The following is a 22,336-nucleotide window of genomic DNA, read 5'->3' on the forward strand; positions in this document are numbered from 1 at the left end:
CAACCAAGTTGGGACGGCTGGTGCCGAAGCTAGCCGCGAAAACCGGGACCCGGCTCGGGTGTCACATTGCGTGCGGTGATCTCCTCGCCGCAGTGGGCGCAGATCAGTCTAGGGTCGATCAAATTACTACATACATTGTGGCGCAACACAATTGGTGGTCCGTTTGGATTAGGCAAGTGTTCGTCGCCCCACTGCATGAGCACCACGATCGCTCCAAAGAGTTCCCGTCCCGCGTCGGTGAGCCGATACTCGTGGCGCTCGGGATCCTGCGAATACGGCACCCGATCAAGCAAGCCCACCTCGACGAGCATTCGCAGCCGCGACGACAGCGTGGGTCGCGGGATGTTGAGATTGCGCGCGAACTGGCCGAAGCGCTGCACCCCGAAGAATGTCTCGCGCAGGATCAGCAGTGTCCAGCGCTCGCCGACCAACTCGAGTGCCCGCCCGACCGACTCGCCTTCGAAGCGGTGCGACAGGTCGGGTGCGTTCATAGTTCAATCACTGTACCCGGTTCACTTACTGAACCACTAGGTGGTAAGTTTATTGAACCAAGCAGCGGAATGCGGCTGCGAACCCAGGAGCCACCGATGAACCACAGCGATACGGACATCGAGTCCGTCGCCGCGAAGATCGCGCTCTCGGCCGGCGAGATGTCGGCAGAGACCGACCGCGAGCGTCGACTTCCCGACGGGCTGGTCGACCTGCTGCGTGAGGCCGGGCTCTTTCGGGCCACCATGCCCATCGAGGTCGATGCATTGGAGCTGGCGCCCGGACCGGCCTTGCGTTGCGCCGAAGCGGTGGCGCGCGGTGACGCCGCGGCCGGGTGGTGCGTGTCGATAGCAATCACCAGCGCACTGTTGGTCGCGTACCTGCCAGAGTCGAGTCGCGTCGAAATGTTCGGCGGCGGAAAGGGTGTCGCGGCCGGAGTGTGGGCACCGCGTGGGACGGCGAGATCGGTCGATGGCGGTGTGGTGGTGTCCGGGCGCTGGCCGTTCTGCAGCGGGATCAACCACGCCGACATGATGTTTGCCGGCTGCTTCATCGACGAAGGGCGCGTGCCCTCCGTGGTAGCCCTGCGCAAAGACGACCTGCAGGTACTCGACACCTGGCACACGCTCGGTCTGCGCGGCACGGGCAGCCACGACTCCGTCGCCGAGGACGTCTTCGTACCGGCCGACCGCGTGTTTTCGCTGTTCGACGGGCCGGTCATCGACCGGCCGCTGTATCGCTTCCCGGTGTTCGGCTTCTTCGCGCTGTCGATCGGTGCCGCCGCGTTGGGCAATGCTCGCGCCGCCATCGACGACCTTGTCGAGTTGGCTGTCGGCAAGAAAGGGCTCGGTGCAACGAGGACGTTGGCCGAACGCACGCCGACCCAAGCGGCGGTGGCAACAGCGGATTCCGGGCTCCGCGCGGCCCGGGCCCTGTATTACGAGGCGATAGACGACGCGTGGCAAGCCAGCCAGGAGCCCGGCCCGGTGCCGCTCGCGTTGCGTAACCGGCTTCGCCTTGCAGCCACCCACGCGGTCCGGACGTCGGCCGACGTGGTGCGCAGCATGTACGACTTGGCCGGCGGTACGGCGATATACGACGGTGCGCCGCTGCAGCGCCGGTTCCGCGACGCGTTCACAGCCACCGCTCACTTCCAGGTCAACGAAGCATCTCGCGAACTGCCCGGCCGCGTCCTGCTGGACCTGCCTGCCGAGGTGTCGATGCTGTGAGCGCGATCGAAGTCGTGCTGCCGTTCTGGCTCGACCGACCAGACCTCGAGGCTGTCCACATCGCGATGGCTGCGTTGGACGCCGGCTTTAACGCGCTGTGGATCGGCGAAATGGCGACCTTTGATGCGTTCGCCCTGGCGACCGCCATCGGACAGCGCACGAGCGAACTGACGCTGAAAATCGGGCCGCTGCCCGTCGGTGTTCGCAGCCCCGTGTCGTTGGCATTGGGTGCCAGTTCCGTCGCCGCGCTCACGGGTAGCCGAGTTGACATCGCGCTGGGGGCTTCCAGTCCGGCGATCGTGGCCGGCTGGCACGACCGACCTTGGGCGCACCACGTGCCCGTGATGCGGGAAACCATCGAATGCCTGCGGTCGATCTTGACCGGCGCACGCACCGACTACAGCGGCCAACACGTCCTCAGCCACGGTTTCCGGCTGCGTACCCCTTGCCCCGACACGCGAATTGCGTTGGGAGCCTTCGGTTCAGGCATGATCCGGCTGGCCGCTCAGCATGCCGACGAGGTCGCCCTCAACCTGTCCACGCCGGCACGTGTCGCGCAGGTGCGCGCCGCGCTCGACGCCGCAGCCGCACGAGCCGGCCGTGCGGCGCCGCGCTTGACGGTCTGGGTGCCGGTCGCCGTCGAACCCGGTGACGCGGCGCATGCTCAGCTGGCGGCCCAGCTGGCGGTGTATCTCGCGCCGCCCGGATACGGAGAGATGGTCAGCGCGTTAGGCTTTGAGGATTTGGTTCGCCGCGCCCGCAGCGGCGCCGCTCGCCGCGAATTGGCTGCCGCCGTACCCATCGAACTGCTCAATCAAGTGTGCGCTTTGGGCACCGCCGACCTTGTCGCGGCGCGACTGCGCGACTATCACGAGGCCGGCGCCGACTGCGTTGCCGTCGTGCCGTCCACCATCGAAGATCCGGGAGCCCGGACCACCCTTCGAGCAATGACCGGGAGCTTTGCATCGTGACTACCATCAACGCCGTCAACACCCAGTGCCGTCTCGCCGCTCGCCCGGTAGGCCTGCCCAAGGATTCCGATTGGCAGATCGTCGACGAGCCGGTCCGCAGGCTGACCGACGGCGAGATTCTGGTGCAAGTCGAGTACCTGTCTGTTGATCCCGCCATGCGGACGTGGATGAACGCGGGCCGGTCGTACGTGCCGCCGGTCGAAATCGGCGAGGTAATGCGTGCGGGCGGCATAGGACGTGTAATCGACTCGCGTCACGGTGGTTTCGCGGTGGGTGACGAAGTCTACGGCACGTTCGGCGTACAACGTTACGCGATTTCCGACGGTGGCGATGTGACGCCCGTGGATACCTCGCTCGCTCCCGCCCCGGTTCATCTGGGCGCTCTCGGTATCAGCGGGTTGACTGCCTACTTCGGGCTGCTGGATATAGGTCGCCCGCAACCCGGCCAGACCGTCGTAATTTCCGGGGCCGCCGGCTCGGTGGGCAGCATTGCCGGCCAAATAGCCCGGATCAAGGGCTGCCGCGTGGTCGGCATCGCCGGTGGCGAGGACAAGTGCCGTTGGCTGGTCGAGGAACTTGGGTTCGAGGCCGCCATCGACTACCAGGCAGGCGATCTGCGACAGCAGCTGAAGACGCACGCGCCCAAGGGAATTGACGTCTACTTCGACAACGTCGGGGGAGAGACCCTGGAGGCCGCGCTAGGGCGGTTGGCCCGAGGCGCGCGGGTGGTCATCTGCGGCGCCGTCGCGCAATACAACTCAAGCGGCGAGCTGCGCGGGCCGGCCAACTACATGCAGCTACTGGTCGCACGGGCTTCCATGACCGGCTTCGTAGTCTTCGACTATGCCCACCGATATGCCGAAGGCGTTGCCCTGCTGGCTAGTTGGCTGCGAAGCGGTGAATTGCGTTCGCGTGAGCAGGTTGTCCACGGCGACGTCGCTGACTTTCCCGACGTGCTCCTGGCTCTGTTTCGCGGTGACAACACCGGCAAGCTGGTTCTCGCGCTCGACAAACGCTAGCCCCTGAAACCGTTGTGCCTGCGGATGGCCTCCCAATTTTTTGGGTAATGCGGACAGCGTCGGCCGCACGCCCACAGCGGCGCATGAGGCATCTGCCCTAAGAATTTGGCGCAGATTGTCGGTGGGGTAAAGGGGGTACCAGCATCGGCGTGGATGTCCTTTCCTCAGTGACCCGAGAAGTGACCCAGGCTCGTCAGCACCTCGTCTCGCTGTACCGGCGAACGGGAGCGGATTTGCCGTTCGGTGATCCGTTGCCTTCGCACGGCACTGAGATGGAAGGTTGGTTCTGGCGGCTGTCCGATGCACGCGAAGGACGGGTCGTCGTCGCGCTATGCAGTGAAAACCGGCATCCCGACGGCAACTGGTCCACGGCCGCGATCGCGTTGCACCCCGGCAAAGTGGTGCGCTCGGCCGCCATCGACGGCGTGCGAGCCGACCGCACCCGGTTCGCGGTCAAGGCCGAGAGCGGTGATGATCTCGTCGACGCGAGCCGCGAGAAACTCAGGATGGTCATCGGGGACACCGAACTGGATTTGAAATTCGACGACGAATTCCATTGGCCGAAGGCCTTCGGCGGTGGGGGCGTGTTCTCGTGCGTTCCCTTCCTCAATCAGTACTGGCACCCCTATCGATTGGGTGGGAAAGCGTCGGGAACGGTCAGCTGCGGTGACGAACGCTGGACTTTCAGCGGTGCCGCACTGTACTGCGAACGCAATTGGGGCGCGGGCTTTCCACTGCGCTGGTGGTGGGGTCAGGCGCACGACTTCGACGAGGCTTTCAAAGGGGAAGACGTGTCCGTCGCTTTCTCCGGTGGGTTGCTTGAACTGGGCCCGTTGAAGCGAGACGTGACCGGGGTAGTCGTTCGTTTGGGGGATCGCGTTTTGCGCATCACGCCACCCGCATTGGTGTCGTCTTCCTGCGACCTGGACCGCTGGCGGATCGATGCCCGGACTGCGCGCTACCGTGTGGAGCTGAACGGCGAGGGCACCCCGGAAGGACCACACGTGCTTCCGGTGCCGCTGCCCGGTGAGCGCCGCAACATCGACACCGACTACGAGTACTTGGCCGGCAAATAGAGCCTCACCGTGCGCGAATGGGGTCGCACCATCTTCAACGGCACGACGGACTTGGCGGCTTTGGAGATCGGTAGTCGGCCCGGTTAGTGATTGCCCGGCAATGGGATTTTTCACATCTGCGCGTTGCGAAGGTTAGCTCGCGGCACCTATCGGGTAGCCAAAGGTTAGGTGCATATCACCGAAACAAGCCATCACATCCAAAGGGGGATCGCTTCATGGCGGCATCAGACACGACCAAATTACTTGCCCAACTACGCGTGTTGCTCGACTTGACCAACACGGAAATCCAGATCGCGGAAACTCGTATCGCTCAGGCGCGTACCGAAGCGGTGCGCCGCGAGCTGACCCAGAATGCGGCCAATGGCCGTGAGCGGGCCGAGGCCATCGAGCGAGCGATTCGCGACCTTGGCGGCTTGCCCGACATTCTCGGGCCCTTCCTGGGCCGTGCCGCCGCGGCGGTGAAGGCCCTGACCGAGCAGGCCGAGCCGTTCGACGAGGCGCTGCTGGGCGACCTGGCGCTGGAAGACCAGCTGTTGGACCGTGCGCGCTACCTCAAGGCCCTGGCAGTGGCCGCGAAGAACTCGGACGTCGAGGCGCTGGCGACGCGCCTGATCACCGCGCACTCCGCGACGGTGGACTGGCTGACCACCGTTTTGGCCGAAGAGGCGCTGGGCGGTCCTGTCGCGCTTCGGCGCACACCCTTGCAGGCAGCCACGGGCGCGGCGGTGAAATTCGTGAACCTCCCCGCGTACTGGTCAGCGCGCGGCGTGGACCGGGCCGTGGAGGCGTTGCGTTCCACCCGGCCCGCGCTTGAGCGGTTGCGTAGCCGCGGCGAGCATGCCGGTGAGGTTGCAGCCAAGGCGCTGGCCGCGTCCCGCGACGCGGCGTTGGGTGCAGCGGAGCGAGTTACCCGCAACGAAGGTGCCGACCAAGCCGCCGACACGTTGCGTTCCGCGCGCAGTTCCGCCGGCGTACTGGACGCCTCTGAACTGCCCATTACCGGCTACGACGAGCTCAACGTCAACGATGCGGCCAACGCGGTGAAGGAGCTGAGCGAGCCCGCTGACATTCGAGCCATCATCAACTACGAAGAGGCGCATAAGAACCGCCAGCGTGTCGTCTCAGCGTCGCAAACGCGTCTTGCCGCGATCGCGCAAGAGGTCGTTGGGATCAACAACTAACTGTCAGCGCCCACACGGCCGCCCACACGGCATAGTGCCCCCGCGTCGATACGGCGCGGGGGCACGTTGACGAGCATAGATCCTGGCAAGAGGGGTATCCTTCGACGCGACGCGGGAGATGCAATGAGTGCAGGCTTGTTTGGACTACTCGACGATGTCGCCGCGCTCGTAAAGTTGACGGCAGCCTCGGTCGACGACATCAGCGGTGCCGCCGGACGCGCGACGGCCAAGGCCGCTGGGGTGGTAGTCGATGACACCGCGGTGACGCCGCAGTACGTCGAGGGCATCGCTGCCGAGCGCGAAGTGCCCATGATCAAGCGCATCGCCCTGGGCTCGTTGCGTAACAAGCTGTTGCTCATCCTGCCTGGGGCCTTGCTGCTCAGCCAAATCGCGCCGTGGCTGGTGTTCCCGGTCCTCATGCTTGGTGCTACCTACCTGTGTTACGAAGGCGCAGAGAAGGTTTGGCATGCTGTCCGCGGTCACGACGAGGACTCGGGGCAGTCGGATTCCGAAGATCAGATGGTGTCATCGGCGATCCGGACCGACTTCATACTGTCCGCCGAGATCATGGTGATCGCCCTCAATGAGGTGGCCGACCTCGGGTTTGTGCACCGGCTTGTCATCCTGATCGTCGTCGCTCTGGTGATCACCGCCGGGGTATATGGGGTCGTGGCCGGCATCGTCAAGATGGATGACTTAGGCCTACGCCTCACCCGGACCGATTCTCCCGCCGCGCAGAAGATTGGGCGGGCGTTGGTCCGTGGGATGCCCAGACTGCTGTCGACGCTCACAGTCGTCGGGACCGCCGCCATGCTCTGGGTAGGCGGGCACATACTGCTCGTCGGCAGCGACAAGCTCGGTTGGCACACGCCCTACCAGCTGGTGCACCACCTTGAGCAACTCGTGCAGATCGATCCCGGCGGCGGCGTACTGGCTTGGCTGGTCAACACCGGGATATCGGCGGTGATCGGGTTGGTGGTCGGAGCCATTGTTATGGCGTTTGTGAGTGCGGTTCGGTCGGTGCGGCACCGCAGTTCCGAGTGACGACGGGACAGTTTCGAGGCGATCCGTCGTGCTGCGTATGGCCTGTCCTTCCGCGACCCCGATGGCCTGGAAGGCGAGGTCATGTACGCGAAGTAAGGTGGCGCGCGGGCGATTCCGGACAGTTTGCACACCGCTTGCACTGTTGCCGCGCACCGCGGTGGTGTTGACTGAGCGCAATGAAAGAGCTGCGAGACCGCGTTGCCGTTATCACCGGAGCTGCCGGCGGCATCGGGATGGCCAGCGCGCGTGCGTTATCCCGACGCGGCGCGCACGTGGTGGCCGTCGATCATGCTGCCACTCCCGAGCTCGCCGCAGATCTCAGCAGTCACGGCGCGCGAGCGGTCGCACACGTCGCCGACGTGTCGCGACCTGATGTGTTCGAGGCGGTGCGTGATCGAGCCTTAGATGAGTTCGGTCGCGTCGACATCGTGATGAACAACGTCGGTGTGCTCACCAACGGCCTTCCCGAAGACATCCCCGCCGCCGAGTGGCAACGCATACTCGACATCAATCTGATGTCCGTGGTGCGCAGCAACGAGGTCTTCGTGCCCCTGCTGCTCAGCCAAGGGGAGGGCCACATCGTCAACACGTCGTCAGTGGCAGGACTCTTCACATATTCGTACGACCGGACGCCATATGCGGCGACCAAGGCGGCGATCGTCCACTTGACTGAGGCGCTGGCAATCTACCTGCGGCCAAAGAACATTGGTGTGACGCTGCTGTGCCCGGGACCGGTGCTCACCAACATCGCGAACGACATTCCAAGCTTCGGTCCGGGAGCGCCGCTGCGTCTTCCCTTCGACGAATTCGAGCTGCTTGATCCGGCCGATGTCGGCGAGATGGTTGCCGAAGCGATATTGGCCAATCGATTTTTTCTTCCGACGCACCCAGCGGTCCTGGACCTGCTACGACGCCGCGTCGAGGACTGGGACGGGTTCATCGAATACCAAATTTCCCGCAAACCGAAAACCTAGATCACGCTTGGACAATAACGAGAAAGGGCCATCATGACCGATCTGCACGCCCAAGGTTTGGCAGCTTTCCGAGAGATGCTGCCGGGTCTCATCCCTGACGAAGTGACCTCGCTCGCCGACGAGGCTATCGCCGGGGAACTCGGTGATCTGTCCATCGAGCATGTCTTCGGCGCCCTGTGGACACGTCCGGGTCTGGACCGCCGATCCCGCAGCCTGGTGACACTGGGTGTCTTGATTGCCCTGCGCGCCTCCGACGAACTGAAGTTCCACTTCCCGATCGCGCTGCGCAATGGTCTGACGGTCGCAGAGGTTGAAGAGGTGATCTACCACGTCGCCGGCTACGCCGGATATCCCGCAGCGGCAACCGCTCGGGCCATCGCAAACGCTGTGCTGCACTAAGTTTCGCGCTGGCTATCCCAGATCCGTTGCGTCTCAGCGTCGACGGATGGGTGATGAGTCTGCTGGAAGTTACGCCCACCCCTACGGAATGTCTCGATGACGGCCGCAGGTACGTTCGGCTCCAGTAGAGGCTCGGCGAGCCAGTCGCACGGACGGACGTGCACCAGGTCGACGGCGGCAGCGGCATCGTCGGTGTCATATTCGTACGGGCCAGTGATACGACCCAGCCAGAACAGTCCTTCATCGTCCCGGGTCCACACAAAAGATCCGTTCTCCACTTCGGTAAACCGCGTGACCCGACGGTTGAGGCTTTCCTGCTCGGCAGGGCTCTTGGTGAGCCGGCCGAACCCACACAGACCGAGTCGACGGGCGCGATCGCGGGTGGCGTGCGCGTCAATCTCGTCGCTGCGGGACCGCATCGGTGCCCGGTAAACTGCCATGCTGCCCCTACCTGGACATCCGACGGCGCAACAGTGCTAATCCGGGACCATCCAACGCGTTTAGCGCAGCGGAACGTCCGACCGCAGCCATCATCAATTGCGCTGCCGGGCCGCGTATTTCCTGTCCCCGGCCCCAGGTTCGATCCAGGTCAGTGGCTTGCCAGCGAATCCCTCGCAGTCGTCCGGGCGGCACCAGGCCGATCGGCACCGGGCCGGTCAAGAAGTCCATTGCAATCGCTGTCAGCCGCGGGTCTGGTTCGAAGGGAAGTCCAAGCGGGATTCTCATATCGCCGCTGTGCGCCAAGACTTCGGCGAGCAGACCAGGTGCCTGCGGCGGGGGCCGCCAATACCGGCGATCGGCGAACTCGCGCAGACGCGAGGCAATGTCGGCGGCCGGCCGCTGTGCGCAACGGCGCGCCAACTCATCGATTGCCCGGTCCTCACTAAACCGGCGCATGCCTAGCCACGTGACCCTGAGGGTGCCGTTGGCCAGATAACTCACCAGATGGGCGCCCACCGTCTTCACATCCCAACCCGCACAAAGACTAGGTGTCGCTAGCTGTGCCTCATCAAGGTCGTCGATCAGATCCGCGATGCTGCGACGCTCTTCCGCTGTGGCGGCATGGATCGAATCGCGTTCCACAAGCCAAGTTTAGGCACCGGATTCGTTTCGGTCGACGAACATCTCGCCGCCCTGGCAGCGGCCGCAGAAATCCTAAGTCCGAGTCGAACGCTCAGGTACCGCAGAAGGTCCGGTAGTGACCGAAATCGTCCGGCGCTGGACTGGCGTAGCGCTCCAGACCCGGCCGCTCGTCGTATGGGGTGCGCACGGCTTCCATGAGTTGTCCCAGCGGAGCGAGATCGCCTGCCGTCGCCGCCGTCAAAGCCTCTTCGACGAGATGGTTGCGCGGGATGTAGATCGGGTTGACCCGGTCCATCAGTTCGGCGTCCGGACCCATGGATCGCCAGCGAGACAGCCATCCGTCAAAACGTGCGAGATCGACGAACAGTCCGCGCGCTGGTTCGGCGTCACCGCGGACGGCTTGGCTCAGATGACGGAAGAACGATGTGTAATCGACTCGACTCTGCTGCAGCTGGGAAAGCAGATCATCGACCAACGGTGTGAACTGGTCATCCCGGACGTCGGAGTGCGGGCCTAAGCCAAGCTTGGCGCGCATCCCGGAGGACCAGGCATGGTGATATTGCTGAAATCCACCAAAAGCCTTCTCCACCAGCGTGATTGATTCCTGAACCTCGCCATCGAACAAGGGCAGGAGGGTCTCGGCGAACCGGGCGAGGTTCCATTCGGCGACCATGGGCTGGTTGCCGTAGGCGTAGCGTCCCCAGAAGTCGATAGAGCTGAAGACTGTGTCGGGGTCATAGGCCTCCATGAAAGCGCAAGGCCCGTAGTCGATGGTTTCTCCGGAGATCGTCATGTTGTCGGTGTTCATCACCCCGTGCACAAACCCGATCAGCATCCACTTGGCCAGCAGTTCCGCTTGTGCCGCGACCACAGCTTGAAACAGGGCCAGGTGCGGCCGCTCGGCTTCGGCGGCGCTGGGGTAGTGGCGGGCGATGGCGTGCTCCGTCAGCCGTAGCAGCAGGCCGATATCACCACTGGCAGAGGCATATTGGAAGCTACCGACGCGCAGGTGGCTGCTCGCGACACGGACAAGCAACGCGCCCGGCAGGGGTCGCGCCTCGCGCTCCACCGCCTGTCCCGTGCTGACCACCGCCAGCGAGCGCGTGGTCGGAACGCCCATGGCGTGCATCGCCTCACTGACGATGTACTCACGCAGCATCGGTCCAACCACCGCCAACCCATCCCCGCCGCGCGCAAACGGTGTGCGTCCCGAACCCTTCAGGTGCAAGTCCCGAACGCGTCCGTCGGCGCCGACAACCTCGCCCAGCAGCAGCGCACGGCCGTCACCCAATCTAGGTACATAGCCGCCGAATTGGTGCCCGCTGTAGGCTTGGGCTACCGGAACCGCGTCGTCGGGCACGCGATTACCGACCAGGAACTGGACGCTCTCTGTGCTGCGTAACCACTCCACGTCCAAGCCAAGCTCGCCGGCCAGCGCCTCATTGAGCACCAACAGTTGTGGGTTGGGCGGCACTTCGGCTTTCCAGCGCACCGCCATTTCCGGCAACTCGCGGGCAAAGCGGTCCTGCAGCGAGACGGTCATACGACTAGTCAACCGTCCTCGCCGGTAGCCAGACCTTCCGGGGGAGGGGTCGAGTACGCGGGATAGGCCGGTGGCGACACCACGCTGTCGTCGTTGCCGTCCTTGGGGGCGTCTTCGCTGTCGGACGTCGGTGTCGATTCCGGTGTCGGTTCGGTCGAGCTCATCGGTCCCTCCCCTTATCCCACCGCTTGCTTGATCAGATCGCGCGCACGGTCGAGCATCGAGGCGAAGGGGCCGAGGGCAAAGTTCATCTTCGCCGATTCCACGCCGGGATGCGGCCGCGTCGGAGCGATCGCCTCGGCCGCACGCACGGCGGCGCCCATGCGCCTGAGGTCGTCGTCGTCGACCTTTCCCTGCAGCTTGGGGAATTCCTCGGTCTCCTCGTGCTCGGCGTGCGCCAGGACCGCGTCGCGCAGCTTGGTCAACTCGTCGATGAACTCCTGTGAGGTGATGTCGAGGCCTTCGATCTTCGACAGCAGTTCCTTGGCCTCGTGTTCCTCGGCCAGCAGTACGTCGACAACCGCGTCACCCTCGTCGAACTCCCGCCGCATGCGCGGGTGCACCACCATCTCCTCGGCCGTCTCGTGCACGGCGAGCAGCTGGCGCAACTCGATGAACGGCTTCTCGCGCGCTTGCGGGTCGGAGGCATGCAACACTTCATCGAACATGTCCTCGATCAGGTCATGTTGTGCCTTGAGAAAGTCGATGGCTTCTTCGGGTGTTTGGACAATCATCTCGGCCATGCCGATGAACCTCCTGGTGAGGGCAGATTCGAACGCAGCGGGCTGGGGGCTGTGCTCCGCTGATGAGCGCGGGATACCCGGCAAGTGGGCTGCTAAAACGCCTCGCGGGCTGCGACGAGGCGCTCAACCGCCTGCAGATCGTATGGCGCGCGCAGGCCGAGGATCAGGTGCTCGGCTCCGGCGTCGACGAGGGAGCGCATGGAAGCCGGATCCACCCGTTCGATCCATACGGTGCGTTCGATCTCACGCGGATCCCTGCCGATTTCCTCGCACCAGCGGTCCAGCGCGGTGTTCTTGGCGCGGATCACTTCGGCGTCGCCGTAACCGTTCCACATGTCCGCGTGCTCGGCCACCAGCCGCAGGGTGCGCCGCTCCCCGTTCCCGCCGATCAGAATCGGCAGTCGACCGATCGGTCCGGGTCGCAGCAGACCCAGTCGCCGCCGAATTCTCGGCAGTGCCTCGGCGAGGGCATCGAGCCGCTGGACGGGAGTCCGGACGGGATAGCCGTATTCGACTTCGTCCCTGTCCATCCACCCTGCCCCGATTCCCAAAACGGCTCGGCCGTCCGACAAGTGATCCAGGGTGCGCGCCATATCGGCGAGCAAGTCAGGGTTGCGGTAGCCACAGGCCGTCACCAGCATGCCGATCTGACTAACGTTCGATGTGGTCACCGCCATTGCCGCCAGCACTTGCCAGCCTTCAAAGTGTGATTCGTCGGCCTTGCCATACAGGGGCGGGAAGAAATGATCCCACGTCCACAAGCTGTCGACGCCCAACTGGTCAACACCCTCCCAGCCGGCTCGCAACGCGGCCATGGTCGCGTTCTGCGGGTGTATCTGAACGCCGACCTTCACCGGGTCATCCTATGCACCGCGAGCAGACACAAAATCGTATGATTCCTGGCCGAGCAGTACGAGTTTGCGTCTTCTCGCGAGGTAATGCTCACGGCAGATTGGTCGACAGGAACGTCAGGGGTAGGCCGCACACCGACAGATCGATCTCCTCGAGGTAATTGCCGTCGCCTTCAAATGCCTGGCGGAATCGGACAATTGAGCCATAGCGGTCGGCTATGTCGGCCGCGGCCGAGGCGCCGGGCACCTGCACCACTACCGTGTAGACGCCATCGCCATGGTTGGCCAGGAAGTCACTTACCGAGGTGGCCACTTCCGTGGTCGATCCCGGATCAGGACTGATCAACTCGATACCCCGGTCCCAGTCCAGCAGCACCCGGATCCCGAGTTCGTCGAGGTTGGCCTCGTTGAAGCTGAAGCCCAGTTCGGTAAAGAGCTGTCCCACGGTGTCATGTCGCTCGCGTGCCACCGCGAAGACCACATGATGCAACCGCGAGGGCGAGTCAGTCATCGGCCACCGCCAAATTCGATGATCAGGCTTGTGGGCCCGCTCATGCCGAGCATCGGTTTCCACGGTGCCGCTCCGGCCCGGCGGGCGTCGGGCATCCTTCGGGCCAAGATTTTGAGCCCTTCGGCCAATTCCAGCCGAGCCAGGTTGGCGCCCAGGCAGTAGTGCACGCCGCCACCGAAGGTCAACACCGCCGGCGCTTCCTTGCGGGTTATGTCGAAGCGATCGGGATCCTGGTAAACGTCGGGATCACGGTTCGCGGCAAAGGAGTTCACGAGGATGAAGGTTTCCCGGGGGAAGGTGAATCCGCCCATTTCGACGTCCTCGTGCACGGTGCGGACCGTGGTGCACACGGCAGGGGAGTGGCGCATGCTCTCCTCGACCGCGGACATCGCAAGTTCTGGACGCTCACGCAGCATCGTCCACTGCTCTGGGTGATCCAGCAGCACCTGCAACGAGGCGGCCAGCTGATTGCGGGTGGTATCCGTGCCGGCAACTAACAGACCTGCCACCGTCATGCGCAGTTCGTCGGCGCTGAGCCGATCGCCGTCATCCTCGGCGCGGATGAGGTTGGAAAGCAGGTCCTCGGTCAGCTGGTGCCGTCGTTCGGCCACCATGTCGTCGACGTAGGCATCGAGTTCGCCCCAGCTGCGCAGAACGGCGGGCATCTCTTCGATCAGGTTCACCGAAAAGTTGACCATCTTGAAGATCGCTTCGGCCCACCGGTCGAACTGCGTCCAATCTCCGCGTGGGGCGCCAATCAACGCGCAGATGATCGGGATGGGATAGTGCCGTGCGATATCGGTGACGACGTCACAACGTCTCGCTGGGGCGACGCCGTCGATGAGTTCATTGAGCACATCGTCGATCGTGTCGTGCATACGTGCGATCGCGCGAGGTGTGAATGCGCGTGAGACGAGGCTGCGCAAGCGATGGTGTTCGGCACCTTCGGCGCAGATGATGCTGCCGACAACCCTGTCCCACAACGGGCCTGACGTCACGCCTTGCGCGGCCAGGTGAAGACCCGGTGGGATCACGAACCGGGTATCGCGAAGGATGCTTCGGGCGAGTTCGTATGAGAGTACTTCGGGACCGAGCGGCCCGATGGCGATTGGTGCCAGTCGTTGCGCGGCCCGAATCCGGTCGCAGACCTCATGGGGCGATTCATTGACGTCGTACGCGAGGCTCGGAAGACCCGCTTCAAAGATGTTGGGCGCACCGGCAATTGCCGTCACTTGCGTACCGTCCTTTCAGCTGCGTGCCAGCACGCCCCGCGGAAGTAGCAGGGGCAGGTCGGTGTAGGTGGCGATGCCGGGCGGCGCCGCGACGACGGCGGGTATTGCCGTGATCGGTGGCATCGCGGTGATCGTGAGCCCGAGCATGATGTAGTCTTCGATCGTTTCGCCGTGAAAGTCCGGCGGTGGCTCGAAATTCAGCGTGCTCTTGATGGTTGGACGGCCCTCGACCGTAACGGTGTAACCGAAGTTCGTCGACCAGGCCGGGTCCAGCGATTGGCCCTTGGTCCACACGGCGCGCAGTTCGATCACCTCGCGGCCCGCAAAGATCCCCTTCCAGCGCAGGTCGATACCCGCGACGCACCCCCTCTTGATGGTCCAGTCACCCGGGAGGACCAGATCTTCTGTGGTTTGCGCGTATTCGGCTGCGCAGCGGATGTCGTCGAGTTCGACGCCTAGGGCATCGGCGAGGAGTTGCACCGCTTCGCGGAAGATCCCGGATCCCTTCTCGGTGATCGCGGGCAGATCTGGCTGGTCGATCGGACAGCCGAACCCCATCGGAATCTCCGTGGCCGGAGAGTTGTAGATGGTGGTGTCGAAGGACTCGACGATGGCTATCCGATCGACCCGGTCCGAGAGACCCGCGGTGACGATGGCGAGCAGTTGGATGAACCCGGGGTTGATGCCGCTGCCGAAAATGGTCGAACCGCCCCGCGCACACGCATCGCTGATCCGCTCCCGATCAGGACCCAGTTGCTGCCCGGTGATGAACTCCGATGTGGTGACGACGTTGATTCCCGCCTCCAGAATGCGGGTCACCTCATCGACATTGGCGAACATCGGGTTGTAGACGACACAGTCGGGTTTCAACGCCAACAGCGCGTCGATATCGTCGGTCGCCCGCACACCCAGGTCCTCGATACCGCACAGCTCACCGACATCACAGCCGACCTTGTCGGGTGACCATGCGTAGCAGCCGACCAGTTCCAACAGGGAATTCGCTGTGATCGCGTGCACCGACTTCCTGCCCACATTGCCAGTGGTCCACTGAACGACGCGCAGCTTGGTCATTATGGTTTCGCGCCGGCCTGCTGCTCTGCGGCCTGACGGGCGAGGCGCTCGTCGTGGATTCGTACCAATTCGCGGAATCCCAACCGGTGGTATTTCGGAATCGGTTGAATGCCCCAGACGTCCTGCGCGGTGTCCTTGCCCTCGGCTCCCTCGGGCGGCCCCAACGGGGGGTAAGGGTACTTGCATTCCAGGGTGTCATCGGAGTAGCGGACTTTGAGTAGCTCGCTGCAGATTTCGGTGAGGGACAACGTCGGGTAGCCGTAGTAGACGGCCATGAACGGCAGCGTGAACGCGCCCTCGATGACCAGCGCGATCAGGCATACCAGCACGGCACGCTTGATCCACTTGTGCATGCGTGCCCAGTACGGCGTGGTGCCCGGGGGCAGGTCTTCTGCCGTCGCTTCTTTCGTTGCTTCAGTGGTCATGATGTTATCCCTCTCAGTCAGAGAAGATTTCGCGGTTGACGGTGTGCAGGTACGGGATGGCCAGGAACGGGGTGATGTAGAAGATGTCGAACAGCCACCAGCCGATCACCGGGAAAACGACACCGGCGAAGCGCACGTCGGCGTACATCGTCATGTTGAACACGTATGCGGTCCAGATCACCACGCCCATCCAGCAGGTAATGATCATCCACTGGTGTCCCCAGCGCTTCATCTGCAGGAATCCGATCGCCGCGGCGACCCGCATCGAAAACACGGTGATAATCAGCCCGACCACATAGGCCTTTTCGCCCGGGCCCGCCGCGCCACCGACCCACAATTCGTTGTAGTGCCAGAAGTAGCCGGCATCGAACATGTTGCCCCAACCGACCATCAGCACCCGATTGATCAAGGTGTGGTTGGCGACGAGATCCAAGGACCAGCCAAGGGTGTTGAGCATTCCGTCGATCATGACCAGGTAACCGATCAAGGTGATGATCATCGGCCGAACCGACAGGCCCGCGCGTAATGCCTGGCGCTGCAACCAGACTCCGCGCATGAAGATAGGGAACCCGAAGATACCGGGCGCCCAGCATCCCATCAATCCGGCGCCGACGATCATCCACTTGTCGGCCCGGCGTTGTGCTTGCCGCGATTGCTCGTCGTGTTCGGCGAGGCCGACGGAGTCGCGGGGAGTGGCAGTGAGACTCACAGATCCCACCAGCCCCGGGCAAAGGACATGTACAGCTGGATGCTGAACATCACCAGCAGGTAGCCGTAAATGAAGATCTGGAAGGCGATGAGAGCCTTCTTGCGGTTTCGCTCTTGTTGATCCACCATTTCACTTCTCCGTTCTTCAGCCGTTTCTCGAGAGCAGGGTTGCCGCCGCGACTTCACGCAGACCGTCGTTGATCGCACCGTCGGTGCTGAGCGGCGCGAGGATGCAGGCTTCGGCCGCGCTCATTTCGGAGGCTCCGGCCGCGATCAGCTTCGCCGCGGTGACCAGCACCCTGGTCGACGGCGGCTCGAAGTGGAAGACCTCATCGGCGTGGCGGATCGCGTTGGCGCAGTGGACGAGCCGCTGGGCGGTGGCGGGCTCGACACCCGACTCGGCGACGATCACCTCCGCCTCCTGATCCGGGGCCAGATATTTCATCGGGATGGTGGCGAAGCGCTGACGGAACGAAGGCTTCAACTCTTTCAGGGAACTGCGGTATGCCGGGTTGTAGGAGCAGACCAGCATGAACGAATCCGGTGCCTGGACAACCTCGTCCGCACGATCGAGGTAGAGAGCGCGACGGTGATCGGTCAGCGAGTGCAGAATGGCCAGTGAGTCGTGCCGAGCCTCAACGACCTCGTCGAGATAGCAGATGGCACCGGCTTTGACCGCCCGGGTCAACGGACCGTCGGTCCACACCACGTCGCCGCCGGTGACCATGAACCGACCGACCAGGTCTGAACTGGTGAGATCGTCGTGACAGCTGATGGTGACGACGGGTTGTCGCAGCAGGACGCCCATGTGCTCGACGAACCGTGTCTTCCCGCAGCCGGTGGGCCCGGTGAGCATCACCGGAATATGTTCGCGGAAAGCCTGTTCGAACAATTCCACTTCATTGCCGCTGGCAATGTAGGTGTCGGCGGTCATGCGGCAACCAACTCTCGATGCACATGGGCGAGCACGCGCGGCAGCTCCTCGATTCGTTTGATTCGTCTGGACCGACGCGGCCCGAATACCTCGGGCAGCGGGTCGACCCATGTCGGCCCGACGCCCACGTAGTACACGGAGACGCCCGCGTCGTTGGCTTCCTCGACTGCGTGCGCCACATCGGCCCACGCGTAGCGGCCCTCATAGCCTTCGTCGGACATCAGTCCGTCGCCGATCACGATGAGCAGGCGACGCTCCGACGGCTGCGCCAGCAGCCGCGAAGTCAAGTGGCGGATCGGCGCGCCGAGCCGGGTGTAGCCGCCGGTCATGAGTCCGAGGCTGCCCGGTGCCACGTATCGGCTGTCTCGGAAGTCTTTCAGGCAGCGCACTTCCACCCGGTGCCGGGTATTGCCGGTGAACACGAAGATGCCGTGCCGTTCGCGGGCGAGGGTCATCGCGCGAGACAGGGCGTCGGCGCATTCCAGTTCCAGCCGGAAGATTCGGCCGCCATGCACTCCCAGCGACGAGCTGCCGTCGAGCAGCAGCGCGGTGGTGACGTCACGGCTGTGGGGCCGCAGCTCCCGGAAGATCCTGGGCTCGCGGGATTCGCTCGACTCTGCGGTCATCATGTCGATGTAATGGCTGACGTATTGGTCGACATCCAGCTCGGATCCGTCCTCGAGCCGATTGGTCATCGCGCGATGCGTGTGTTCCTCGAACCACTTACGCAGGTTCGCCGAGAGCGGAGGCGGATGACCGGCACGGGAGGCCGGCGGGAGTTCGAGGACGGCAACGTGATCCACGAGGAAGCTCTTGGTCCACGCGTTCCACTCGGGATAGGGAATGCCTTGCCGGCGTGCGGGACTGATTTCCAGATCGTTGTCCTCCGGGCGACTCGGTGGCGGCAAGTTCGGATTGCGCACGCCACCGTCGCCACCCACCGGCACCGAGTGGGCGCGTGGATGGCGCTTCTGTGTGGTGGTCCACGGCATTCGGCCGAACCGCTTGATCGCACTGGCCAGTCCGCGGGCACTCGAGTATGTGTGGGGCAACGTGCCCAGCAGCGGAAACTCTGCTATCGGCTGTCCGGCACGCGCCATATCGATCGCGCGGTCAAACATTGCCGGGGCGTCCATATTCGGGTCACCAATCTCGAGGTCGGGTAGCACTCTTTCGATCTCGGGCATCAGTCCCGGCCACCTCGAGGCGATCCAGCCCATCGCCACGCCCGCCTCGACGATCACCAGGGCGCGGTGTTCACGGGGAGAAAGGTCGGTCAGTCGGTAATGGGCTAGGCGCTCCTTGGACGGCGAGCATTGCAGCGCGACACCGCATGTCAGCGTTCGTCGGGTCCAATCACGGCCGAAGGCCGGATAGGGGACATGCACGATGTCCAAGGCGGCGTTCAAGCCAAAGCTGCGTTGCGCGCCCGTAATCAGGCGGGCACCGCTGCGGCGGTGTTTACTGAGCGCCACCGCCGTCAACGCGCAGCTGCGCTCGATGGACATCGCCGACGTGTCGGCTGTTTCAATCACGTGCTCAGAAGGTTCCGATGTTGGAGAACATCCAGTACCAGAACCAGATGATCAAAACCGTTCCACCCCAGGCAGCGACGTACCGCAATAGTTCCCAAACCATGTCCATGTGCGGCGATCTCCTTATCGTTTGGCCGAAGTCATCGTGGCTCCAGGCTGCGTATGGCCGTAGCGATGAGCTCGGCCACCATCGTGTCGCGTGCGGCCCCGGACGGTGTCGTGCTCAGGGCACCGTAGATGCCCAGGAGAAAGAACACCGCGCTGTAGAACGGGTCGACCTCAGCGTGCACCTCGCCGAGGTCACGGGCTCGCTGAATCTCCTTGACCAGCAGCACGATCACCGGGTGATCGGTCCATTCCTCGTCGCGCTTTGGGCGTGTCGGCGAGAAATGAATCCCCAGAAAGTCACGGAAAAGTGGGCCGCCGAGACGCTGTTCGAGGTCGACGACCAGTCGGGCCGCCTCGGTCAGCGCATCGGCCAGACCGTGAGGTTTGCCGAGAAAGCGCGCGAGTTCGGCCGCCAGACGAGCTTCTTCACGAGCCTCGAGCTCGAGCAGGACGTGCTCTTTGGTGGGGAAGTGGAAGAAGAACGTGCCGTGCGCGACCCCGGCGGCGCTGATGATCGCGCTCACCTCCGCGGCGGCCATACCGGACCGCTGGAACTCGGCCAGGGCGGCGCCAAGCACTCGCTGGCGCGTCTGCAACCGCTGCGCTTCGCGCACGGAGGTCCTGACCTGAGACGTCATTGTCAACTCTTTGTAGTCCTGTCACTGACCTAAGTCAATGTGTTCCGACGCGTCCGATGACTGGGATGGATTTTGAAAGCCAGCCTGCAGACGGGAGTCCGGGCATGAGAACCGGTGCGCCAATTCTTCATCTCCTTGACACGGGTCAACGAGGGGCTCAGTCGGAGAAAATCTCACGGTTGACGGTGTGCAGGTAGGGGATGGCCAGGAAGGGGGTGATGTAGAAGATGTCGTAGAGCCACCAGCCGACGACCGGGAGTATGACGCCGGCAAAGCGCACGTCGGCGTACATCGTCATGTTGAACACGTAACCGATCCAGATCACCACGCCCATCCAGCAGGTGATGATCATCCACTGGTGTCCCCAGCGCTTCATCTGCAGGAAGCCGATCCCGGCGGCGATCCGCATGGTGAAGACGGTGAAGATCAACCCGATCTCCCAGCCCTTCTCCCCGGGGCCGGCCGCGCCGCCGATCCACAGTTCGTTGAAGTGCCAGAAATAGCCGGCGTCGAACATATTTCCCCAGCCCACCAACAACACTCGGCCAAGCAGGGTGTGGTTTCCGACCATGTCCAGCGCCCAGCCGACGGTGTTGATGGCGGCATCGATGATGACCAGATAACCCAAAAGTGTGACCAGCATGGGGCGCACAGACAGGCCTGTCCGCTGCGCGCGGCGAAGCAACCAGACGCCGCGAAGGAACAGGGGTAGGCCGAAGATGCCCAGGGCAGCCGTGCCGATCAGCAGGGAACCCGAGATCAACCACCTGTCGGCCTGCCGCTGCGCGAGTTGGGACTCCTCCATGTGCTCGTCGAAGGTGAGTCCTTCGCGAGCGGGGTCATTCTTCGGGCCGGCCCCGGTGGAGCGGCGCAAGTTCAGCGTGGGCAGATTCACGTTTTGCCTCCCTCGACCTCGCCTGTTTCTAGTCCAGAAACTGACTCCGGTCAACAGGTGCGTCAGTTGGGCGAGTCAGCGCAGGGCGCGCGGGATGCTAGCGCGCCCCCAGGCTCCGAAGGGTTCTCTTCACGTAGTCGGCGAGCATGGCGTCCCGGGTCGGCCACGTGTTGGTGGTGGTCAGTAGCGCGTACAAGCCGAGCAGAAAGAACACCGCGCTGTTCATCGGGATTACCTCGGGATCCACCTCGCCACGTTCTTGAGCCCGCTCGATCTCGCGGGCTACGCCGACAATTATCGGGTGGTCTCTGCCATCTTCGACGGGCGGGCGGGTCTGCGAAAAATGCAGTGCCAAAAAGTCTTTGAATAGGACATCGCCCAACCGGCGTTCCAGGCCGGATATCAGCCGGACCGCTTCTTGGAGAGCGTCCGCCAACTCGCGGTCGGTCTCGAGAAGCTTGGCGAACTGGTTCGCGATCCGGGCTTCTTCGCGGTGTTCCAGCTCGAGCAATACGTGCTCTTTGGTCGGGAAGTGAAAGAAAAAGGTGCCGTGGGCGACCCCGGCCGCCGCCACGATCGCGCTGACGTCGGCCTCGGCCATCCCTGACCGCTTGAACTCCGCAACGGCCGCGCCCAACAGTCGCTCTCGCGTCTGCAATCGTTTGGTTTCGCGCGCCGAAAGCTTGTTGCTCGCCGTCATTATCCGATCTGCTGTCCGTGCTGCCTGTAGTTGCCATGTGACAGGACACAGTATCGCGACGGCACCGTTCGGGCCAGACCAGGCGCCGGCCCGCGAGCGCAACAAATCGTTGACTTAAGTCAATTTCAGTCGTTAGATGATCACGACACTCGCCTCACGCGGCTGCACCCAGAAGGAGCTGGCATGGCTTTGGAGCAGTTCAACCTCGAAGGCCAAGTGGCCATCGTCACGGGTGCCGGCAAGGGGGTGGGCCAGGGCATCGCCCGGGTGCTCGCCGAGGCCGGCGCGACGGTGGTCGGCACCGCCCGAACGGAGTCCGACATCGTGGCCACGATCTCCGGTATTGAAGCCGCCGGCGGCAAGGGGCTGGCGTTGGTTGCCGACGCGATGAGTCGCCCTGACGGCGAGCGGGTGGTTTCGACAGCCATCGAGCGATTCGGCCGCATCGACATCTTGATCAACAACGTCGGCGGGGCCAAGTACGCAAGGTTTCTCGATATCACCGACGAAGACTTCAAGCTCGCGTTCGACTGGTGCGTCTCATCTACGTTCATCATGAGCCAACTCGTTGCCCCGCACATGATCGAAGCCGGCCGCGGCAACATCGTCAACATCTCTTCGGGCGCAGGTCGTTTCGGCATCCGCGCGCTGGCCGCCTACTGCACCGCAAAGGGTGCCCTGGAAGCGCTGACCCGGGCGATGGCCCAGGAGTTGGCACCAAAGATCCGGGTCAATGCAATCGCGCTCGGTTCGTTCGCCACTGACGGCCTCCAGTCGAGCCTCGATCTGATGCCGGGATCGTTGGAGAAGATGCAAGAGGCGACGCCGCTGCACCGGCTCGGCAATGTGGAGGACCTTGGCCGCCTCTGCGTGTACCTGAGCACCGCTGACTGCTACGCCACCAACGCAATCTTCCACGTGGACGGTGGAATTGACTCTAACAACTCGCCATTGCCCATACCGGACTACTAAGGCGG

27 protein-coding genes are annotated in these 22,336 nt (G+C 63.6%); 9 read left to right on the forward strand and 18 right to left on the reverse strand.

Translation table 11 applies throughout. The annotated features are described in order from the left end of the window. Positions 1-29: 29 nt before the first annotated feature. A complete protein-coding gene (locus G6N68_RS06445) occupies positions 30-491 on the reverse strand; it encodes a winged helix-turn-helix transcriptional regulator (RefSeq protein ID WP_163709348.1) in 462 nt (153 codons plus the stop codon). Positions 492-587: 96 nt separating this feature from the next. Here G6N68_RS06445 and G6N68_RS06450 point away from each other — a divergent pair, with 96 nt between their 5' ends. The 8 genes from G6N68_RS06450 (at position 588) to G6N68_RS06485 (ending at position 8,382) form a co-directional block, all read left to right on the forward strand. Further along, positions 588-1,718 carry an acyl-CoA dehydrogenase family protein gene (locus tag G6N68_RS06450; protein ID WP_069422439.1) on the forward strand — a complete coding sequence of 377 codons (1,131 nt, stop codon included), beginning with the start codon at positions 588-590 and terminating at the stop codon, positions 1,716-1,718. Then, positions 1,715-2,689 carry an LLM class F420-dependent oxidoreductase gene (locus G6N68_RS06455; RefSeq protein WP_069422431.1) on the forward strand — a complete coding sequence of 325 codons (975 nt, stop codon included), beginning with the start codon at positions 1,715-1,717 and terminating at the stop codon, positions 2,687-2,689. Before G6N68_RS06450 ends, G6N68_RS06455 begins: the two co-directional genes overlap by 4 nt. 5 nt (positions 2,690-2,694) lie before the next feature. Continuing rightward, positions 2,695-3,708, forward strand: a complete 1,014-nt coding sequence (locus tag G6N68_RS06460; protein ID WP_163718264.1) for an NADP-dependent oxidoreductase — start codon at positions 2,695-2,697, stop codon at positions 3,706-3,708. 167 nt (positions 3,709-3,875) lie between these two features. Next, positions 3,876-4,784 (forward strand): tocopherol cyclase family protein, encoded by a 909-nt coding sequence (locus tag G6N68_RS06465; protein WP_232007464.1) that lies wholly within the window; start codon positions 3,876-3,878, stop codon positions 4,782-4,784. A gap of 215 nt (positions 4,785-4,999) precedes the next feature. Then, positions 5,000-5,965 carry a coiled-coil domain-containing protein gene (locus tag G6N68_RS06470; protein WP_069422430.1) on the forward strand — a complete coding sequence of 322 codons (966 nt, stop codon included), beginning with the start codon at positions 5,000-5,002 and terminating at the stop codon, positions 5,963-5,965. 123 nt (positions 5,966-6,088) lie between these two features. Further along, on the forward strand, positions 6,089-7,009 hold the full coding sequence (locus G6N68_RS06475; RefSeq protein WP_163709351.1) for a DUF808 domain-containing protein: 921 nt from the start codon (positions 6,089-6,091) through the stop codon (positions 7,007-7,009). Between the two features lie 176 nt (positions 7,010-7,185). Beyond that, positions 7,186-7,983 carry an SDR family oxidoreductase gene (locus G6N68_RS06480; protein WP_163709354.1) on the forward strand — a complete coding sequence of 266 codons (798 nt, stop codon included), beginning with the start codon at positions 7,186-7,188 and terminating at the stop codon, positions 7,981-7,983. A 33-nt stretch (positions 7,984-8,016) separates the two neighbouring features. After that, complete coding sequence (locus G6N68_RS06485) at positions 8,017-8,382, forward strand: carboxymuconolactone decarboxylase family protein (protein ID WP_163709358.1); 366 nt, start codon at positions 8,017-8,019, stop codon at positions 8,380-8,382. Here G6N68_RS06485 and G6N68_RS06490 read toward each other — a convergent pair. From G6N68_RS06490 to G6N68_RS06565, 17 genes are all read right to left on the reverse strand, one after another. Next, positions 8,379-8,822 (reverse strand): GAF domain-containing protein, encoded by a 444-nt coding sequence (locus tag G6N68_RS06490; protein ID WP_163709361.1) that lies wholly within the window; start codon positions 8,820-8,822, stop codon positions 8,379-8,381. The genes G6N68_RS06485 and G6N68_RS06490 overlap by 4 nt on opposite strands. Positions 8,823-8,829: 7 nt before the next feature. Next, the gene (locus G6N68_RS06495; protein ID WP_163709364.1) at positions 8,830-9,465 is read right to left on the reverse strand and encodes a maleylpyruvate isomerase family mycothiol-dependent enzyme; all 636 of its coding nucleotides are present in this window, start codon (positions 9,463-9,465) and stop codon (positions 8,830-8,832) included. Between the two features lie 91 nt (positions 9,466-9,556). After that, entirely contained in the window at positions 9,557-11,008 is a 1,452-nt protein-coding gene (locus tag G6N68_RS06500) for a protein adenylyltransferase SelO (RefSeq protein WP_163709367.1), read from the reverse strand. 8 nt (positions 11,009-11,016) lie between these two features. Then, positions 11,017-11,172 (reverse strand): hypothetical protein, encoded by a 156-nt coding sequence (locus tag G6N68_RS06505; RefSeq protein WP_156789314.1) that lies wholly within the window; start codon positions 11,170-11,172, stop codon positions 11,017-11,019. 12 nt (positions 11,173-11,184) lie between these two features. Next, the gene (locus G6N68_RS06510) at positions 11,185-11,751 is read right to left on the reverse strand and encodes a hemerythrin domain-containing protein (RefSeq protein ID WP_163709370.1); all 567 of its coding nucleotides are present in this window, start codon (positions 11,749-11,751) and stop codon (positions 11,185-11,187) included. Positions 11,752-11,843: 92 nt separating this feature from the next. Beyond that, positions 11,844-12,605: an LLM class F420-dependent oxidoreductase gene (locus G6N68_RS06515; protein WP_079220156.1), complete on the reverse strand. Its 762-nt coding sequence runs from the start codon at positions 12,603-12,605 to the stop codon at positions 11,844-11,846. Between the two features lie 88 nt (positions 12,606-12,693). Next, entirely contained in the window at positions 12,694-13,113 is a 420-nt protein-coding gene (locus G6N68_RS06520) for a hypothetical protein (protein WP_163709374.1), read from the reverse strand. Next, positions 13,110-14,345, reverse strand: a complete 1,236-nt coding sequence (locus G6N68_RS06525; RefSeq protein WP_163709375.1) for a cytochrome P450 — start codon at positions 14,343-14,345, stop codon at positions 13,110-13,112. Before G6N68_RS06525 ends, G6N68_RS06520 begins: the two co-directional genes overlap by 4 nt. Positions 14,346-14,360: 15 nt before the next feature. Then, entirely contained in the window at positions 14,361-15,416 is a 1,056-nt protein-coding gene (locus G6N68_RS06530) for an NAD(P)H-dependent amine dehydrogenase family protein (RefSeq protein WP_163709378.1), read from the reverse strand. Further along, complete coding sequence (locus G6N68_RS06535; protein WP_163709381.1) at positions 15,416-15,841, reverse strand: hypothetical protein; 426 nt, start codon at positions 15,839-15,841, stop codon at positions 15,416-15,418. Before G6N68_RS06535 ends, G6N68_RS06530 begins: the two co-directional genes overlap by 1 nt. 13 nt (positions 15,842-15,854) lie before the next feature. Beyond that, positions 15,855-16,460, reverse strand: coding sequence for a hypothetical protein (locus tag G6N68_RS06540; RefSeq protein ID WP_232007331.1), 606 nt, complete (start codon positions 16,458-16,460; stop codon positions 15,855-15,857). 86 nt (positions 16,461-16,546) lie between these two features. After that, positions 16,547-16,678, reverse strand: coding sequence for a hypothetical protein (locus G6N68_RS31390; RefSeq protein WP_263992000.1), 132 nt, complete (start codon positions 16,676-16,678; stop codon positions 16,547-16,549). Between the two features lie 16 nt (positions 16,679-16,694). After that, positions 16,695-17,483, reverse strand: coding sequence for a CbbQ/NirQ/NorQ/GpvN family protein (locus tag G6N68_RS06545; protein WP_163709383.1), 789 nt, complete (start codon positions 17,481-17,483; stop codon positions 16,695-16,697). Beyond that, positions 17,480-18,991, reverse strand: a complete 1,512-nt coding sequence (locus G6N68_RS06550; protein ID WP_205351457.1) for a nitric oxide reductase activation protein NorD — start codon at positions 18,989-18,991, stop codon at positions 17,480-17,482. Before G6N68_RS06550 ends, G6N68_RS06545 begins: the two co-directional genes overlap by 4 nt. Positions 18,992-19,158: 167 nt before the next feature. Further along, a complete protein-coding gene (locus tag G6N68_RS06555; RefSeq protein WP_163709389.1) occupies positions 19,159-19,764 on the reverse strand; it encodes a TetR family transcriptional regulator in 606 nt (201 codons plus the stop codon). Between the two features lie 157 nt (positions 19,765-19,921). After that, positions 19,922-20,659, reverse strand: coding sequence for a hypothetical protein (locus G6N68_RS06560; RefSeq protein ID WP_371871541.1), 738 nt, complete (start codon positions 20,657-20,659; stop codon positions 19,922-19,924). A gap of 97 nt (positions 20,660-20,756) precedes the next feature. Beyond that, positions 20,757-21,359, reverse strand: a complete 603-nt coding sequence (locus tag G6N68_RS06565; RefSeq protein ID WP_163709392.1) for a TetR family transcriptional regulator — start codon at positions 21,357-21,359, stop codon at positions 20,757-20,759. A 183-nt stretch (positions 21,360-21,542) separates the two neighbouring features. Between G6N68_RS06565 and G6N68_RS06570 the strand changes: the two genes are divergently transcribed. Beyond that, the gene (locus G6N68_RS06570) at positions 21,543-22,331 is read left to right on the forward strand and encodes an SDR family NAD(P)-dependent oxidoreductase (RefSeq protein ID WP_069420268.1); all 789 of its coding nucleotides are present in this window, start codon (positions 21,543-21,545) and stop codon (positions 22,329-22,331) included. Positions 22,332-22,336: the final 5 nt, after the last annotated feature.

It is taken from the genome of Mycobacterium bourgelatii (assembly GCF_010723575.1).
GTDB classification, from domain to species: Bacteria; Actinomycetota; Actinomycetes; order Mycobacteriales; family Mycobacteriaceae; genus Mycobacterium; species Mycobacterium bourgelatii.

What these genes read in the sequence shown, in the direction of transcription:
- G6N68_RS06520 (WP_163709374.1), bottom strand. Translation starts at nt 13,113, where the DNA reads ATGACTGACTCGCCCTCGCGGTTGCATCATGTGGTCTTCGCGGTGGCA.
- G6N68_RS06480 (WP_163709354.1), top strand. Translation starts at nt 7,186, where the DNA reads ATGAAAGAGCTGCGAGACCGCGTTGCCGTTATCACCGGAGCTGCCGGC.
- G6N68_RS06445 (WP_163709348.1), bottom strand. Translation starts at nt 491, where the DNA reads ATGAACGCACCCGACCTGTCGCACCGCTTCGAAGGCGAGTCGGTCGGG.
- G6N68_RS06555 (WP_163709389.1), bottom strand. Translation starts at nt 19,764, where the DNA reads ATGACGTCTCAGGTCAGGACCTCCGTGCGCGAAGCGCAGCGGTTGCAG.
- G6N68_RS06550 (WP_205351457.1), bottom strand. Translation starts at nt 18,991, where the DNA reads ATGTCCATCGAGCGCAGCTGCGCGTTGACGGCGGTGGCGCTCAGTAAA.
- G6N68_RS06535 (WP_163709381.1), bottom strand. Translation starts at nt 15,841, where the DNA reads ATGACCACTGAAGCAACGAAAGAAGCGACGGCAGAAGACCTGCCCCCG.
- G6N68_RS06450 (WP_069422439.1), top strand. Translation starts at nt 588, where the DNA reads ATGAACCACAGCGATACGGACATCGAGTCCGTCGCCGCGAAGATCGCG.
- G6N68_RS06475 (WP_163709351.1), top strand. Translation starts at nt 6,089, where the DNA reads ATGAGTGCAGGCTTGTTTGGACTACTCGACGATGTCGCCGCGCTCGTA.
- G6N68_RS31390 (WP_263992000.1), bottom strand. Translation starts at nt 16,678, where the DNA reads ATGGTGGATCAACAAGAGCGAAACCGCAAGAAGGCTCTCATCGCCTTC.
- G6N68_RS06540 (WP_232007331.1), bottom strand. Translation starts at nt 16,460, where the DNA reads ATGATCGTCGGCGCCGGATTGATGGGATGCTGGGCGCCCGGTATCTTC.
- G6N68_RS06470 (WP_069422430.1), top strand. Translation starts at nt 5,000, where the DNA reads ATGGCGGCATCAGACACGACCAAATTACTTGCCCAACTACGCGTGTTG.
- G6N68_RS06510 (WP_163709370.1), bottom strand. Translation starts at nt 11,751, where the DNA reads ATGGCCGAGATGATTGTCCAAACACCCGAAGAAGCCATCGACTTTCTC.
- G6N68_RS06570 (WP_069420268.1), top strand. Translation starts at nt 21,543, where the DNA reads ATGGCTTTGGAGCAGTTCAACCTCGAAGGCCAAGTGGCCATCGTCACG.
- G6N68_RS06545 (WP_163709383.1), bottom strand. Translation starts at nt 17,483, where the DNA reads ATGACCGCCGACACCTACATTGCCAGCGGCAATGAAGTGGAATTGTTC.
- G6N68_RS06485 (WP_163709358.1), top strand. Translation starts at nt 8,017, where the DNA reads ATGACCGATCTGCACGCCCAAGGTTTGGCAGCTTTCCGAGAGATGCTG.
- G6N68_RS06500 (WP_163709367.1), bottom strand. Translation starts at nt 11,008, where the DNA reads ATGACCGTCTCGCTGCAGGACCGCTTTGCCCGCGAGTTGCCGGAAATG.
- G6N68_RS06505 (WP_156789314.1), bottom strand. Translation starts at nt 11,172, where the DNA reads ATGAGCTCGACCGAACCGACACCGGAATCGACACCGACGTCCGACAGC.
- G6N68_RS06530 (WP_163709378.1), bottom strand. Translation starts at nt 15,416, where the DNA reads ATGACCAAGCTGCGCGTCGTTCAGTGGACCACTGGCAATGTGGGCAGG.
- G6N68_RS06490 (WP_163709361.1), bottom strand. Translation starts at nt 8,822, where the DNA reads ATGGCAGTTTACCGGGCACCGATGCGGTCCCGCAGCGACGAGATTGAC.
- G6N68_RS06565 (WP_163709392.1), bottom strand. Translation starts at nt 21,359, where the DNA reads ATGACGGCGAGCAACAAGCTTTCGGCGCGCGAAACCAAACGATTGCAG.